Below are 14,718 nucleotides of genomic sequence, written 5' to 3' on the forward strand. Positions count from 1 at the left end.
GGCCGCGCTCGCCGGTTGGACTTCCCCAAACGCCTTCACCCAGCGCGGCGCCGGAAAGCGTAGTTGATCATCGATCAGCGCGCCGCGACTCACGAGCGCCGCGTACGGAATCTCGAGCGCCGGGCCCGAGAACGCGAGTGCAATGCGATTGCCCTCGTGCACTTCGGGCAAGGCGATCACGCGGCCGTCGAACGCGGCGTTCAAGTGCTTCATGTTGCGCACGAAGCTCGGATGATCGCCGAACAGGTTGATCGTCGCGATACCGGCGCCGGTCAGACACGCCCGCACGGCGCGATAGAACGCGACGGTGTCGTGCACGGGGCCGCGCGCCGTCGCATCGTAAAGATCGATCTGCATCGCGCCGATCGTGCCATGGTTCGCGCGGTCGTTCACGAAATCCCATGCATCGGTTTCATGCACCGTCAGACGCGCGTCGTCGTGCGGCAGCGCGAACATCGTGCGCGCCGCCACGACGACAGCCGGATTGAGTTCGACGGCCTCGACCTGCGCACGCGGCAAGAACCGATAAGCGAACTTCGTGAGGGCGGCGGCGCCGAGGCCGAGCTGCACGACCCGCTTCGGCGTTTCGAGGAACAGCAGCCACGCCATCATTTGCTGGGCGTATTCGAGTTCGATCCGGTCGGGCTTGTTGATGCGCATCGCGCCCTGAACCCATTCGGTACCGAAATGCAGAAAGCGCACGCCGCGCTCCTCCGAGAATGTCACGGGCGCGAAGCGCGGCTTGCGCGGCATTTCGATGCGCGGTGCATCGCGGCCATCGGCATCGTCGATTGCGTCGGCTCGGACAGCGCGTGAGCGTTTGGAAGAAGCGGCTTGCGCACGGCGCGTACGCGCGGTGCGCTCGCCGTGCGCGAAGGCGCGCGCTTCCGCTGAAGCGCGCTTGATGAGGTCAGTCATGGGGAAATGTTGCGCGTATCGGCGCTCGGTTGAATCGGACGAGAGGATAGCATCGTCGGGCGGCCTTCGCGCTCGCGCCGCCGTGCACGGCCGCCTTGCTTCGAACGGCGCCCCGCGGGGAAGCGGCGGGCTACGAAAAGCGGCGCACGACGAGCAGCGGCAAACGCAGCACAAACTCGAACAACAGCCTCAGATACATCCAGACCAGCAACACGTTGGTGCGGCCGTAGCGGAAATGCGAAACGCCGCCCTCCTCGCGCTTGAAGTAGCGCACCGGCGCTTCGACGTTGATCGGCCTGACGCCGCGCCAGCATAAACGCACGGCCGCCTCGGGATCGAAGTCGAAGCCCCGCATCCCACGCCGGCCGGACATGAGCGAGCGCAGCGGCGCGATCGGATAGACGCGGAACCCGAACAGCGAATCGCCGATACCGGCCCACAGCGTTTCGATGTTCGCGCACAGGTTCGATAGTTTCCGCCCGAGCACGCGCACGCGCGGCGCACTCTGGTCGAATCGCGGGCGGCCGAGCACCATGCAATCGGGCCGCAACCGGGAAGCCGCCATGAACGCGCCGATCAGCTCGGCAGGATGCTGTCCGTCGGAATCCATTGTCAGGGCGTGCGTGAACCCCTGCGCAGCCGCTTCGTCGAGACCCGCCAGCACCGCCGCGCCCTTGCCGCGGTTTTGCGGCAGCACGATCACGCGCAGGCCCGGATCGTCCTGCGCCATGGCTTGAAGGCGCTCGGCGCTCCCATCCGTGCTGCCGTCGACGACCACCCACACGGGCGTCCACTGCGCACGCGCCTGGCGCACGGTGTCGTCGCCCTTCGCTCCCGGGTTGTAGCTCGGGATCAGGACGAGGTGGGTACTCGAGGCTACGGGCGTCGGCATAGCGGTACGGTAGTGCGGCTCCGGTCCGGGTCTTCGTTCGATGATGCACGCGTCGTTCATGCGAGGCACTCCACGCCATGTCCCGCACTCGCTTCGATTTCGAGCAACAGATCGGCTCGGCAGATCTCGGCGTGCAGATACAGTACTCGCAACGGCGAACCGCACTTCGATCGCAGCATTTCGTCGATGCGCGCCAGCGTACCGATGTCGTGCCGATCACGCATGTATACCTTGTAGATCAAATCCGACAGCGCGGGATGGCCGTATCCCTTTCGCGCCGCCTCGCTAAGCACGGCATCGATATTGACGAGCGTCTCGCGCAATTGCGCCATCGCGTCGCCGCGATGAACCGTCTCGTGCCCAACAATACTTGCGGTGCCCGAAATGAAAAGGGCCGCCTCTGCCTCCATGTCGGGCTGACGCGAGCCGCGCCACGCGGCGGCGCGCGCGAACGTCGGTGCGCTCGGACCGTATTGCGCCGGGTAGCGGTAGGCGCTGACTTGCCGCGGATTGTCGAGCGCGCTTGATGCCGATCGCGTGGCGAGGAACGAGACGACGAGCGGGATCGCCGGAAGCGCGTCGCCCGCAATCGGCACCGCCGCGCCTAGAGCGCTCGCGGCCGGCACGCTGTCGACAACGGGCCGGCCGAACGCTTGGAAAGCCCGCTGGCGTCCGGTATTGAATTGAAGATAGCGCTCGCTGCCGAACTGCACGGCGTTGATAGCGGGCACGATGTTCCAGATCCGCAGAGGATGCCGCATGCCGAGCGTGTCGAGGACGCGGAAAATCGCTTCATAGGCCGCATAGGTGGCGCGCTCGAGCGGCGTCGCGCCGACGGCCTGCCGGCTATCGTCCTGCGCTTCGAGCACCGAGACGCTGCCGAATGCGATACCGGCCGCCTCGCTGAATCGATAGCGAAGCGGACCGTGGCCGCCACGGATGAGATCCGCAGCATCGCACTGCCAGATCTCGAAGCAGGCGTTGTCCCGGCCGGCCGCGCGTGCGGACGGTGGCACGAGCCTCGCCATGGATCCCGGTGCGAGTGGTAAATCCGGGGCGGCATCGGCGAGCAGCGGCCAATATGCGGCGTCGCCGAAGCACGCGGCACCGAGCGCGCCCGGAAACAGCGCATCGAACGCCTGCCCTCGAGCATGCCCGGATCGCTCCCGCAGCATGGCGGCCAAGCGTGCGTGTTCGACTCGAATCAGTTTAAGCGGTGCAACGGACATCCAGCGCCTCACCCTGCCGCCATCCGTGTTTCGTCGGCTTGCCGCAGCATACGGCGGCGCGCCCGCCACGCACGCAGCGAACGGCGCGCGGCGAGCACGACCGACAGATAGTAGATCGCCTTGAACGTGCGCAGCGACGGCCAGATCGGCGTGTCGCCGAAGATATCTCCGGCGAGCACCGACATCAACGCTTCCTTCACGCGAAACACGTTGCGCGGATGCATGAACAGATCCCGCATGGCCGGCGTCGTCATGCGGTAGATGAACCAGGAAAACACCTGCGGCCCGCGGCGTATGCCTCGATCGAACTTGGCGAGCGCCGCGTCCGCGCGAGCCGGGTCGCGCAGACAGGCATCGATCGCTTCGGCACCGAGGAATGCGCTTTGCATCGCGAGCATCACGCCCGTCGAGAACACGGGATCGATGAAAGCGAATGCGTCGCCGAGCAGCACGAAGTTGCGCCCGTGCGTCACGTCGCCCGAATACGAGAAATTGCCGGTCGCCTCGACTTCCGATACGAGCTGCGCATCGGCAAGCCGCTCCGCGAGCGGCGGGCACAGGGCGATCGTCTCGAGGAAGAATGCCTCGATCGACGTGCCGCGCGGGCGCTGCTTCAGGTAATGCGGCCACACGACAGCACCGATGCTCGTCGCGCCGTCGGCGAGCGGGATGAACCAAAACCAGCCGTGCTCGAACCAGTAGATCGTGATGTTTCCTTCGTCCGCGCCCGAATGGCGGCGCGCGCCGCGAAAGTGGCCATAGAGCGCGCTGCTGTTGTGCTTCCTGTTGCGCTGTTTCGTACGCATCCGATTGGCCAGCAACGTATCGCGGCCGGACGCGTCCACCACGAAGCGCGCGCGGCATCGATACGGCCGTCCATCGTCGTGGGTCGCGCTCACGATCGCGCCGCTGCTGTCGTCGAGAAATTCGACGTCGCGGACTTGACACCCTTCGACGACATCGGCGCCATGAGCGGCCGCATTACGCAGCAGGATCTCGTCGAGCTGCGAGCGGCGCACCTGATACGCATAAGGCATCGATTTGTCCCAGGCTTCGGCGAAAGCGAAGCGTTCGAGCCGATCGCCATGCTGCGGTGAGACGAATTCCGCTGCCGGCTTCATGATGCCGATTCCGCGGACGGCGTCGCCCACGCCGAGCCGCTCGAACAGCCGCAAATTGGCCGGTAACAGCGACTCGCCGATATGGAAGCGCGGGTGCCGCGCCTTTTCGAGCAATTGCACGCGGTAGCCCGCATCGGCCAGCAACGTCGCCGCGGTGGAACCGGCCGGTCCGCCGCCGATCACGGCGACAGCCCAGCTCGGCATATCAGCAACAGCCTCGCTCGATTGACTCGTCATAGATCTGCTCCTCGCCGCTGGGCGGCGTGCCCGGTCCGCTCGGGTCCGTTTCGTTTACCCGCGGCCGCTTGTGCGCGCCGCAGACGCCGCTACACCTGTCCGCCGTTGATCGACATGACCTGCCCGGTCACGAACCCGGCCGCGTCCGAGACGAGATACGCCACCATCGCGGCCACCTCTTCGGCCCTGCCGCTCCGGCCGACCGGTACCAACCGCTTGACGCGTTCGGGCGGGAACACAGCCTCGGTCATTGGCGAATCGATGATGCCGGGCGCCACCGCATTGACGGTAATGCCGCGCGAGGCAAGTTCGAGCGCGAGCGACTTCGTCGCGCCGATGAGCCCGGCCTTCGCGGCGGCGTAATTCGTTTGCCCGCGATTGCCGGTTAACGCCGACACCGAGGCGATATTGACGATGCGTCCGCTGCGGGTGCGGATCATCGGCAGCAACAGCGGCTGAGTGACGTTGAAAAAGCCGTTCAATGTCACATCGATGACACTGCGCCATTGCCGCTGCGACATGCCGGCCATGGGTGCATCGTCGTGGATGCCCGCATTGTTGACGAGAATTTGCACGGGGCCATCTTCGAGCATGCGCTCGAGCGCGGCGCGCGACGCCGTTTCGTCCGTGACGTCGAACGCGATCGCGTGAGCCGCGCCGCCGGCGCCTATGAGGCGCGCGGCAATGGCCTGCGCGGCCTCCAGATTGCGGTGCGCGTGCACGTGAACTTCATGACCCGCACGGGCAAGCGCTTCGCAGATCGCTTGCCCCAAAGCACCGCTGCCGCCCGTCACCAATGCTTTCATCGGGACTCTTGCCTTGGCAATCAGCGCACGCGATGCTCGGCCACGTAACTTGCCAAGGCACCGAGTGTCGCGAAGATTTTCGTGTTGTCGGGATTGTCCGAGCGCAATTCGAAGCCGTACTTCTTCGAGATCAGCAGCGCGATTTCGAGGATATCGATGGAATCGAGTCCAAAGCCTTCGCCATAAAGGACCGTCTCTCCCGATACGTCGGTGATCCGAACATCCTCGAGGTTCAATTCGCGGATCATCAGCTCCGCGAGTTCTCTTTCCAGTTCATTCATCATACTGACAGCGGACTGACTGCGGGGAAGTGCGGCCGAACGGGCCAACGGCCCGGCGGGCCTGCGCAAAACCGTTTGCAGGCCTTTCCAAGCAATAAGGGGGCCTATTCAGGTCCGAGCGATTCTAGTCCATGGCTTTCGTGACGTATACTCGGAAAAGGTTACTGAATGAAGCGGCCGAACAACCGTTCGTTTTCGCCGATGAATCACGCCCGGCGCGCCGCACATGGCCGCACCGGCCGTTCAGTCCTGAGCCCGTCCTCCGGGTGCGCTGATCGCTGTACAAAAAGGTTACAAAACGAATCACCAGCGCGACGCGAACTCCGTATGATCCATCGAACGCAACAATCGTAGTGGCCGGCGCAGCGGTTTTCAGAAATGGTATTGGTTTTTCTTTCTTTCGTACGGTTTCATTCGGGTGTCACAGCAGGCCGTTTGCAGCGGGGAGACATCGAGTGAAGCGAACAGGCTCGATTGCGCGCGGCATGGCCAGTGCAGTGCTCGTCATCGCCTATGAGGCAGGCGCACACCATGCGGTCGGCACACCGGGGCTCGAAGGCCTGGGACTGACGCTCGTCCTTGCGCCCGCGGCCGCACTCGCGCTCGGCACCGTACTGCGCTCGCCGCGCCGTTTCATGCTGCTGCCGCTCGTGGCCGCCGCTGCCGCGGTGGTATGGGTTTCACGGGGCGCCCTTGTGCGCCATTACGAATGGGGCCTCTTTCTCGAACATGTGCTGTTCAACGGTGCGCTCGGCTATCTGTTCGGCAGGACGCTCGTACGCGGCCGGGAGCCGCTGTGCAGCCGGTTCGCCGCGATGGTCCACGGCAGGCCGCTCGCACCGGAGATCGCCGCTTATACACGGTGCATCACGGCCGCCTGGACATCTTTTTTCGCGGGCGTCGTGGCCGTTTCGGCGCTGCTGTTCGCCACGGCTTCAATCGAAACGTGGTCGACTTTCGCCAACTATCTGACGCTGCCGCTCGCGGCGCTCATGTTCATCGGCGAGCACGCCTGCCGCCGCTTCGCGCTGCCCAATGTCCGTCGCTCGGGCATGGCGGAAAGCTTTCGCGCTTACCGCCGCTCGACGGGCGCGGGACCCGTGCCGTTTCGGTGAGCGCGGGAGCCGCCCGATAAAATCGCCGTCAACTTAATCGCGCTAGCCACCTGTTCTGGACGCCATGCCGCTTTTTCCGCTCGTTTCTCATGCTTCACCCGATCGGGCGATCGCCTGGCGCGACGGCTCGCCGGTGGCAGTGCGCGAATTTCTGGCGGACGTCAGCGCGCTGGCGGCAGGATTGCCGGTCGGCGGCCACGTGTTCAACGTCTGCAAGGATCGCTACCGCTTCACGGTCGGGCTGTGCGCCGCGCTGCTGGCGGGCAAGGTCAGCCTGCTGCCGTCGAGCCACACGCCGCAGACGGTGCGGCAATTGAAGGCGTTCGCGCCCGACGCGTTCTGCCTGCACGACGCCGATGACTGCACGATCGAGCTGCCGCGCTTTCGCTACCCGAGCGCGTTGGATCGCGCCGTATCGGGCGACGCACCGGCGCCGCAAATCGATGGCGGCCGCGTGATGGCTTACGTCTTCACGTCGGGATCGACGGGCGAGCCCGTGCCGCATCGGAAGACCTGGGGCTTTCTCGTCAAGAATGTCCGAGCAGCGGCAGCGCGGCTGGGCTTGCTCGGCGCTTCCGACAGCACGCTTGTCGGAACCGTCCCGCCGCAGCATATGTACGGGTTCGAATCGACCGTCTTGCTCGCGTTGATCGGCGGGTTGGCCTTCAGCAACGGGCAGCCGTTTTATCCGGGCGACATCCGCGCCGAACTCGAATCCGTGCCGGCGCCGCGCATTCTCGTCACCTCGCCGGTTCATCTGCGCGCGCTGCTCGCGTCGGAGCCGGCGTTGCCGCATGCATCGCTGATTCTGTCGGCGACCGCGCCGCTTTCCGAGAAGCTCGCAGTGGAAGCCGAGGCGCGGCTCGCCGCTCCGTTGATGGAGATCTACGGGAGCACCGAGACGGGCCAGATCGCCACGCGCCGAACCGCTCGGGGCGCCGCCTGGGAGCTGTTCCCCGAAGTCACGCTGACGCCCCGGGCGTCAGCGGACGGCGACGATGACGCCGTCCAGGTATGGGCCGCTGGCGGCCACGTCGAAGTGCCGGTTCAAATGGGCGATGCACTCGAACTGATCGACGACACCCACGTCCTGCTGCACGGTCGCAAGGCCGATCTGATCAACATCGCCGGCAAACGCACCTCGCTCGCTTACCTCAATCATCAGTTGACCGCCATTGCCGGCGTCGACGACGGCACGTTCTTCATGCCCGACGACGCGGAGCCCGCATCATCCGCATCCGGTGCCGAGGGCATGCTGTCCGTCAAGCGGCTGGTCGCGCTTGTGGTGGCGCCCACGCTCTCGTCCGCCGAGGTGATGCGGAACCTGCGCGAGCGCATCGATGCGGCGTTCATGCCACGCCCGCTCTTATTCGTCGATCGCTTGCCGCGCAACGGCACGGGCAAGCTGCCGCGCGACGCCCTCGCTCCACTCGTGGCCACCTTGCTCAAGCGTACGCACGGCACCGGCGCCGGAGGCAGCGATCACCGCGCGAGCCATGCCGCGCACCCTGTTCCGCCCGATGGCCGGTATGGTCCGATCCCGTTCGAAGTCGGCGCGGACCACCCCGCGCTGCCGGGTCATTTCCCCGGCCGGCCGATCGTGCCCGGGGTCGTCTTGCTCGACTATGCGATCGAGCGGATAGGTGCAGTCCTGGGGCGGCGGCTCGATGCCTGCCACATCGGATCGGCGAAGTTTACGTCGCCGGCCGCGCCGGGCGAACCGCTCGCGCTCTCGTTCCATCGCGACGAGCGGGGCGCCATCCGGTTCACGATCCGCGCAGGCGAACGCACGACGGCGTCCGGCGTGCTGACGGAAAGGAACTCGCCATGAGCTCGCACTCGCAGCCCGATCGTTCGATCTGGGCCCAGCGCGAAGAGCGCAGCAACTTCGCCACGCTACGGCTCATGGTATGGATCTCGCTGCGCCTCGGGCGGCCTTTCGGCCGCATCCTGCTGCGCGGCATCGTCTTGTATTACCTGCTGCTCGCGCCGGCGGCAAGGCGCGCCTCGCGCGCCTATCTGACGCGCGTGTTCGGGCGGCACGCGCGCTGGCGCGACATCTACCGCCATCTGTTCGTCTTCGCGACGACGATCCACGATCGCGTCTATCTGCTGAGCGAACGCTTCGACATGTTCGATATCCGCGTGAAAGGCGGAGAGCTCGTCGATGCGGCACTGGCGGCCGGACGTGGCGCGTTTCTCATCGGCGGTCATTTCGGCAGCTTCGAAGTGCTGCGCGCGATCGGCCGCACGCGGCCAAACCTGCGCGTGGCGATCATGATGTACGAGGAAAACGCGCGCAACGTCAACGCAGCGCTGGCCATCGTCAATCCCGCCGTGAAGCAGGACGTCATCAGCCTCGGGCGCCCCGAGGCCATGCTGGAGGCTCGCGAGTATCTCGATGCCGGCGCGATGATCGGAATGCTCGCCGACCGCACGCTGCGGCAGGACGGCGGCGATACGCTGCTGCCGCTCGAATTCCTCGGCGCGCGTGTCGGGTTTCCGCTGGGACCGATGCGGATGGCCGCCATGCTCAAACGCCCCGTTATCTTCCTCACGGGCGTCTACCGCGGCGGCAACCGCTACGATGTCCATTTCGAGGCCCTCGCCGATTTCTCGGAGACGGCACGCGGCGATCGCGCGGCACAGGTCGATGCGGCCGTCACGCGCTATGCCGGCCTGCTCGAAAAGCATTGCCGTCAGGCGCCGTACAACTGGTTCAATTTCTTCGACTTCTGGCGCGAGAGCACGCAAACGTCGGACGAGACATCGTCCCGGTGCGCGCCCCCTGAGCACACCGAGTCGGCGAGGACCTTCGACGCATGACGCCATCGTTGCCCTCCTTGCCATCGTTATCGTCAGCCGCCCGTTTGCGCCGCCAGGGCATCGCGCTGGCCGCGGCCGTGCTTGCAGGACTCGGCCCGGCCATGCCGCTTTCCGCCTTCGGCGCAACCCCGGTGGCAGCGCCCGCCGCCTCTGCACCGGCAACCGCGGCCAGCATCCAAGGCTGGACGCTCGACCGGCTGATGTCGACGCTCGCGCAGCACAAGTCCGGGCATGCGAGCTTCGTGGAAACGCGATACCTGTCCATTGCGGCCAAACCGATCGAATCGTCGGGCCAGCTCGCCTTCGCCGCCCCCGATCATCTCGAGAAGCTGACCGTGAGCCCGAAGCCCGAACGGCTCGTCGTCGATGGCGACAAGCTGACGGTTGTGCGCGACCAGCACCAGTACACGGTCTCGCTCACGCACTACCCGGAGCTCGAAGCGTTCATCGAAAGCATCCGTGCGACGCTCGCCGGGAATCGCTATGCGCTCGAGCAGATCTACCAGGTATCCATCGACGGTCGCGGCGACGACTGGACCCTGACGCTGACGCCGCTCGACTCGCGCATGCTCAAGGCCGTGCGCACCATTACGCTCGACGGCACGCGCGACCGGTTGCGCACCGTCGTCATCGAGCAGCCCGGCGGCGATCGCTCCGTCATGCGGCTCAGCCACGCGACGAACGAGTGATGCGCGAGCCGACACCGAACCGGCCCACCTCGGCGCTTCGTGCGTTGCTGACGCGGCGCGCGGTGCAGCTCTGGCTGCTGTTTCTGATCGGCTGCGCGCTCGTCATTCAGCGCGCGCACTTCACGGCGGATCTGTCGGCGTTCCTGCCGCGGGCGCCGAGCGCCGAACAGCGGGTGCTCGTCGATCAGTTGCGCGACGGCGTGATCTCGCGACTCATACTCGTGGCCATCGAAGGCGGCGACGCCGCGACGCGTGCCGACATCTCGCGAGGCATGGCCGCGACGCTGCGCCGGGATCCTCGCTTCGTCTCCGTGAACAACGGCGAGAACGCGGGCCAGGAGCGCGACGAGCGATTCGTCTTCGAACACCGGTACGTGCTGAGTCCTACCGTGGCGCCGCAGCGGTTCTCGGCGCAAGGGCTTCATCGCGCGCTCGGCGATAGCCTCGATCTGCTGAGTTCGTCGGCGGGACTCATGACGAAGGATCTGCTGCCCCGCGATCCGACCGGTGAAACGATGACGATCGTCGGCCAGTTCGACGGCGAAGCGCAGCCGGCGTCGGTGAATGGCGTCTGGGTGTCGCGCAACGGCGAGCGTGCCGTGCTCGTCGCGCAAACGGCCGGCTCGGGCTCCGATACCGACGCGCAGGAAAGTGCGATTGCCGCCATCCGTGCCGCGTTCGAGGCTGCCTCGGGCAGCCGTGCTCACGCCGCGGCGTACCGGCTGCTGCTGACCGGCCCCGGCGTGTTCTCGGTTCAAACGCGCGATACCATCAAGCACGATGTCGAAAGATTGTCCGTGATCAGTCTCGCACTCATCGTCGGCTTGCTCCTGCTCGTCTATCGCTCGCCGCGCACGCTCGCGCTCGGGCTCGTTCCGGTCCTGTCCGGCATTGCCGCGGGCCTCGCTGCGACGAGCCTCGTCTTCGGCACGATTCATGGCCTCACGCTCGGGTTCGGCACCACGCTGATCGGCGAGGCCGTCGACTATTCGATCTACCTGTTTGTGCAATCGGCACGTCCCGGCGCGCCGGAGCCATCGAGCGACCCGGTTCGCGCGTGGATCGCAGCCTACTGGCCGACGATCCGGCTTGGCATGCTCACGTCGGTCTGCGGCTTCGCATCGATGCTGTTCTCGGGATTTCCGGGGCTCGTGCAACTCGGCGTCTACTCGATCGCGGGGCTCGTCACGGCGGCGGCCGTCACCCGTTATGTCTTGCCCCATCTGCACCGGCGCGCCGTTGCCATGCGCGACCTTGCGCCACTCGGCGCCCTGCTTGCGCGCGCCGCTCGCGTTGCGCCGCACCTGCGCTGGCCGTTCGCCGCGCTGATGGTCGGTGCCGTGGCCGCGCTGGCGCTTCATCGCGGGCAGCTCTGGAGCCATGAGTTGTCCGCGCTGAGTCCCGTCCCTGAATCGGCTCAGGCACTCGATGCGACGCTGCGCGCCGACGTCGGTGCGCCCGACGTGCGCTATCTCGTCGTCGTGTCCGGGGCCAATGAGCAGACCGTGCTCCAAGGCGCCGAGAAAATCGCCGCCCGGTTGCAGCCGCTCGTCGATTCCGGTGTACTCGCAGGCTTCGAAAGCCCATCGCGCTACCTGCCGAGCGAGGTCACGCAGCGGGCCCGGCTGGCCAGCCTGCCGCCGGCCGGCGAACTCGAAGCGCGCATGCGCTCGGCTGTCGCCGGGCAGCCGATCGAAGTTAAACCGAGCGTATTTGCCCCGTTCATCGCCGACGTTGCGCGCGCGCGCAGCGCACCGCTGCTGACCCGGGCCGATCTGCGCGGAACGTCGATGGGGCTCGCCGTCGACGCCCTGCTGACCGAACGCGCGGGCCGCTGGCAAGCGGTGCTCTCGCTGCGCGCGCCGGCTGCGGCGAGCGCGGCGCAGTCGTCATCGGCGCCGCCGCAAGCCACTGGCGCCAACGAGACCAGTCTCGACGCCCATCGTATCCAAGCGGCCGTCGCGGCAGCCGGCGTACCGGGTGCGCTCTTCGTCGATTTGAAGCGGGAGGCTGACGCGCTCTATGTCAATTACGTGCACGAGGACATCCGCATGTCGCTCGCGGGGCTGGCCGTGATCGTCGCCCTGCTCGCCGCTGCGCTGCGCGATGCCGGGCGGGTCGCCTCCACGCTCGCACCGCTGCTGGCAGCCGTGCTGGTCGTGACCGCAGGCTTCGCGCTCGCACACGTCCCGCTCACGATCCTGCACTTGATCGGGCTGCTGCTCATTGTCGCGATCGGCTCGAACTACGCACTGTTTTTCAACCAGCGCCAACCCGTGTCGAGCGCGTCGAGCGCGTCGGGCATAGCCTCGCCCGACACGCCGCACGCGATCGCGCCGCAAACGCTCGTCTCCCTGCTGATCGCGAATCTCGCCACCGTCGCGGGCTTCGGATTGCTGGCGCTATCGCACGTTCCGATGCTCGAATCGTTCGGGCTGACGGTCGGGCCCGGCGCCATGCTCACCCTGCTCTTTTCCGCGATCCTCGCACCGCGCGCGGCGCAAGCGAGCACCGCAGCACCCACCAGCCGTTCGACAGAGACGGTAGACGTCCCACGCAGAAGGCACACCACATGAATCCCACGCTCGCGCCGCTCGCCTCGCGGCCTTCCTCCGCCATCCCGGCCGGCGCTCCGCGCCGCTGGCGGCCGACACCCGCCCTCACCGGCATCATCGCGGCCCACGCAGGCGCTGCGGGCTTCGCAGCCGCGCAGCCCGCCTCATGGCCTTACGCGCTAGGGACGGTCGTGGGCTCGCACGCGATCATGGTGGCAGCCGGCCTCTGGCCGCGCAGCGCATTGCTCGGCCCCAATTGGACCCGGCTGCCGGATCAGGTCGGCGCGCAGATCGCGATCACGATCGACGACGGCCCCGATCCCGAAGTGACACCCCATGTCCTCGATCTGCTCGATCGTTACGATGCCCGTGCGACGTTTTTCTGCATCGGCGAACGCGCGCTGCGCTATCCGCACCTTATCGAAGCCATCGTGGCACGCGGCCACAGCGTGGAAAACCACAGTCAGCATCATCGACATTATTTTTCGCTGATGGGGCCGCTCGCGATGCGGCGCGAAATCGCAGCCGCCCAGCGGACGCTGACGGAACTGACCGGCACGACACCGCTCTTCTTTCGCGCGCCGGCCGGGCTGCGCAATCCGTTTCTCGAACCCGCGCTGTGCGGGCTCGGTCTGCAGCTCGCGAGCTGGACGCGGCGCGGATTCGACACGCGCGCGAGCGATGCGGCGCTCGTCGCGGGTCGACTGCTGCGTGGACTCGCGGCGCGCGACATCGTGCTGCTGCACGACGGCAATGCGGCACACGACGCGCAAGGGCGTCCCGTCATCCTCGATGCGCTCGACACCGTCTTGCGCGGCGCGCGCGATGCCGGGCTTTCGTGCATCACGCTGCGCGCGGCGCTCATGAGCGCGCGAGATTCGTCTTCGGCCGCGCAGGCGGCCGGCGCGAAGACCGCTCCCGGTACGCGTTGAGACCATTGGCACTGGCGCAGGCACAGGAATCGAATGCCGTGAACCCACTCGAACTCACCCACTTCACCGCGACGAGCTGTATCGGTCGAGGGCTCGCCCCGACACTGCTGGCGTTGCGCGAGCAACGCAGCGGACTTGCGCCGTGCCGGTTCGACCGTGCCGATCTTCGAACGTGGATCGGGGCAGTCGAAGGAGTCGACGATGCGCCCGTGCGCCACGATCTGCGCGATTTCGATTGCCGCAATCACCGGCTCGCGCAGCTCGGCCTCGAACAAGACGGTTTCGCCGATGCGGTCGCGGCCGCAGTGGCACGTTACGGTGCCGCGCGCATCGGAGTCTTCCTCGGAACAAGCACGTCGGGCATCCTCGAAACCGAGCAGGCCTACCGGCGGCGCGACTCGCAAAGCGGCGCGTTGCCGTCAGACTTTCACTACGCGCAAACGCACAACGTCTACTCGCTCGCGGCATTCGTCCGCGCATACTTCGCGATCAAGGGACCCGCCGTGTCGATTTCGACGGCCTGCTCGTCCGGTGCGAAAGTCTTCGGCTCCGCGCGGCGCATGATGGAAGCGGGATTCATCGACGCGGCCGTCGTCGGCGGGGTGGACTCGCTCTGTTTGACGACGCTCTACGGCTTCAACTCGCTCGAACTGCTCTCGCGCGAACCTTGCCGGCCATTCGATGTCGCCCGCCGCGGCATCTCGATCGGCGAAGCCGCGGCATTCGCGCTGCTCGAACGTCCTCGGAACGCGCGCGACGATGCCGTTTTGCTGCTCGGCATCGGCGAGTCGAGCGACGCCCATCACATGTCGAGTCCCCATCCTGAAGGGCTGGGCGCCCGGCTCGCGATCGAAGGGGCGCTGGCGGAAGCGGGCCTCGCTGCGGCCGACATCGACTACATCAACCTTCACGGCACCGCGACGCCAAGCAACGATGCGGCGGAAAGCCTGGCCGTCAACGCACTGTTCAATGGAACGCCGTGCAGTTCGACCAAAGGCGCGACGGGCCACACGCTAGGTGCGGCCGGTGCGCTCGAGGCGGCGATCTCGGCGCTCGCGCTGCGCCATCGGTTCATGCCCGCCGGCGTCGGCGCGAGCGAGCCCGATCCCGCCTTGAA

Annotated in this window: 13 protein-coding genes; 7 read left to right on the forward strand and 6 right to left on the reverse strand. The window is 66.7% G+C overall.

The features are described from left to right. The 6 genes from ACTHL0_RS10880 to ACTHL0_RS10905 all read right to left on the reverse strand — a co-directional run. On the reverse strand, positions 1-918 hold a 918-nt coding region (locus ACTHL0_RS10880; protein WP_440566744.1), incomplete at its 3' end, for a spermidine synthase. 130 nt (positions 919-1,048) lie between these two features. Further along, a complete protein-coding gene (locus tag ACTHL0_RS10885) occupies positions 1,049-1,810 on the reverse strand; it encodes a glycosyltransferase family 2 protein (RefSeq protein WP_440566754.1) in 762 nt (253 codons plus the stop codon). Positions 1,811-1,866: 56 nt separating this feature from the next. After that, positions 1,867-3,039 carry a chorismate transformation enzyme, FkbO/Hyg5 family gene (locus ACTHL0_RS10890; RefSeq protein ID WP_440566745.1) on the reverse strand — a complete coding sequence of 391 codons (1,173 nt, stop codon included), beginning with the start codon at positions 3,037-3,039 and terminating at the stop codon, positions 1,867-1,869. An 8-nt stretch (positions 3,040-3,047) separates the two neighbouring features. Further along, positions 3,048-4,397 (reverse strand): NAD(P)/FAD-dependent oxidoreductase, encoded by a 1,350-nt coding sequence (locus ACTHL0_RS10895; protein WP_440566746.1) that lies wholly within the window; start codon positions 4,395-4,397, stop codon positions 3,048-3,050. 89 nt (positions 4,398-4,486) lie between these two features. Further along, a complete protein-coding gene (gene fabG, locus ACTHL0_RS10900; protein WP_440566747.1) occupies positions 4,487-5,203 on the reverse strand; it encodes a 3-oxoacyl-ACP reductase FabG in 717 nt (238 codons plus the stop codon). A gap of 20 nt (positions 5,204-5,223) precedes the next feature. Then, entirely contained in the window at positions 5,224-5,484 is a 261-nt protein-coding gene (locus tag ACTHL0_RS10905) for a phosphopantetheine-binding protein (RefSeq protein ID WP_440566755.1), read from the reverse strand. Positions 5,485-5,939: 455 nt separating this feature from the next. Here ACTHL0_RS10905 and ACTHL0_RS10910 point away from each other — a divergent pair, with 455 nt between their 5' ends. The 7 genes from ACTHL0_RS10910 to ACTHL0_RS10940 form a co-directional block, all read left to right on the forward strand. After that, positions 5,940-6,599, forward strand: a complete 660-nt coding sequence (locus ACTHL0_RS10910) for a hypothetical protein (protein ID WP_440566748.1) — start codon at positions 5,940-5,942, stop codon at positions 6,597-6,599. A 64-nt stretch (positions 6,600-6,663) separates the two neighbouring features. After that, positions 6,664-8,430 carry an AMP-binding protein gene (locus tag ACTHL0_RS10915; protein ID WP_440566749.1) on the forward strand — a complete coding sequence of 589 codons (1,767 nt, stop codon included), beginning with the start codon at positions 6,664-6,666 and terminating at the stop codon, positions 8,428-8,430. Then, on the forward strand, positions 8,427-9,425 hold the full coding sequence (locus ACTHL0_RS10920; protein ID WP_440566750.1) for an LpxL/LpxP family acyltransferase: 999 nt from the start codon (positions 8,427-8,429) through the stop codon (positions 9,423-9,425). The genes ACTHL0_RS10915 and ACTHL0_RS10920 overlap by 4 nt, the downstream gene beginning before the upstream one ends. Before the next feature lie 101 nt (positions 9,426-9,526). After that, the gene (locus tag ACTHL0_RS10925) at positions 9,527-10,114 is read left to right on the forward strand and encodes an outer membrane lipoprotein carrier protein LolA (protein ID WP_440566756.1); all 588 of its coding nucleotides are present in this window, start codon (positions 9,527-9,529) and stop codon (positions 10,112-10,114) included. After that, the gene (locus ACTHL0_RS10930) at positions 10,114-12,690 is read left to right on the forward strand and encodes an MMPL family transporter (protein ID WP_440566751.1); all 2,577 of its coding nucleotides are present in this window, start codon (positions 10,114-10,116) and stop codon (positions 12,688-12,690) included. Before ACTHL0_RS10925 ends, ACTHL0_RS10930 begins: the two co-directional genes overlap by 1 nt. Beyond that, positions 12,687-13,601, forward strand: coding sequence for a polysaccharide deacetylase family protein (locus tag ACTHL0_RS10935; protein ID WP_440566752.1), 915 nt, complete (start codon positions 12,687-12,689; stop codon positions 13,599-13,601). The genes ACTHL0_RS10930 and ACTHL0_RS10935 overlap by 4 nt, the downstream gene beginning before the upstream one ends. A 38-nt stretch (positions 13,602-13,639) precedes the next feature. Next, the coding region (locus ACTHL0_RS10940) for a beta-ketoacyl-[acyl-carrier-protein] synthase family protein (RefSeq protein WP_440566753.1) at positions 13,640-14,718 on the forward strand (1,079 nt) is incomplete at its 3' end.

Origin of the sequence: Trinickia sp., from assembly GCF_051961175.1 — a bacterium.
Classification (GTDB): domain Bacteria; phylum Pseudomonadota; class Gammaproteobacteria; order Burkholderiales; family Burkholderiaceae; genus Trinickia.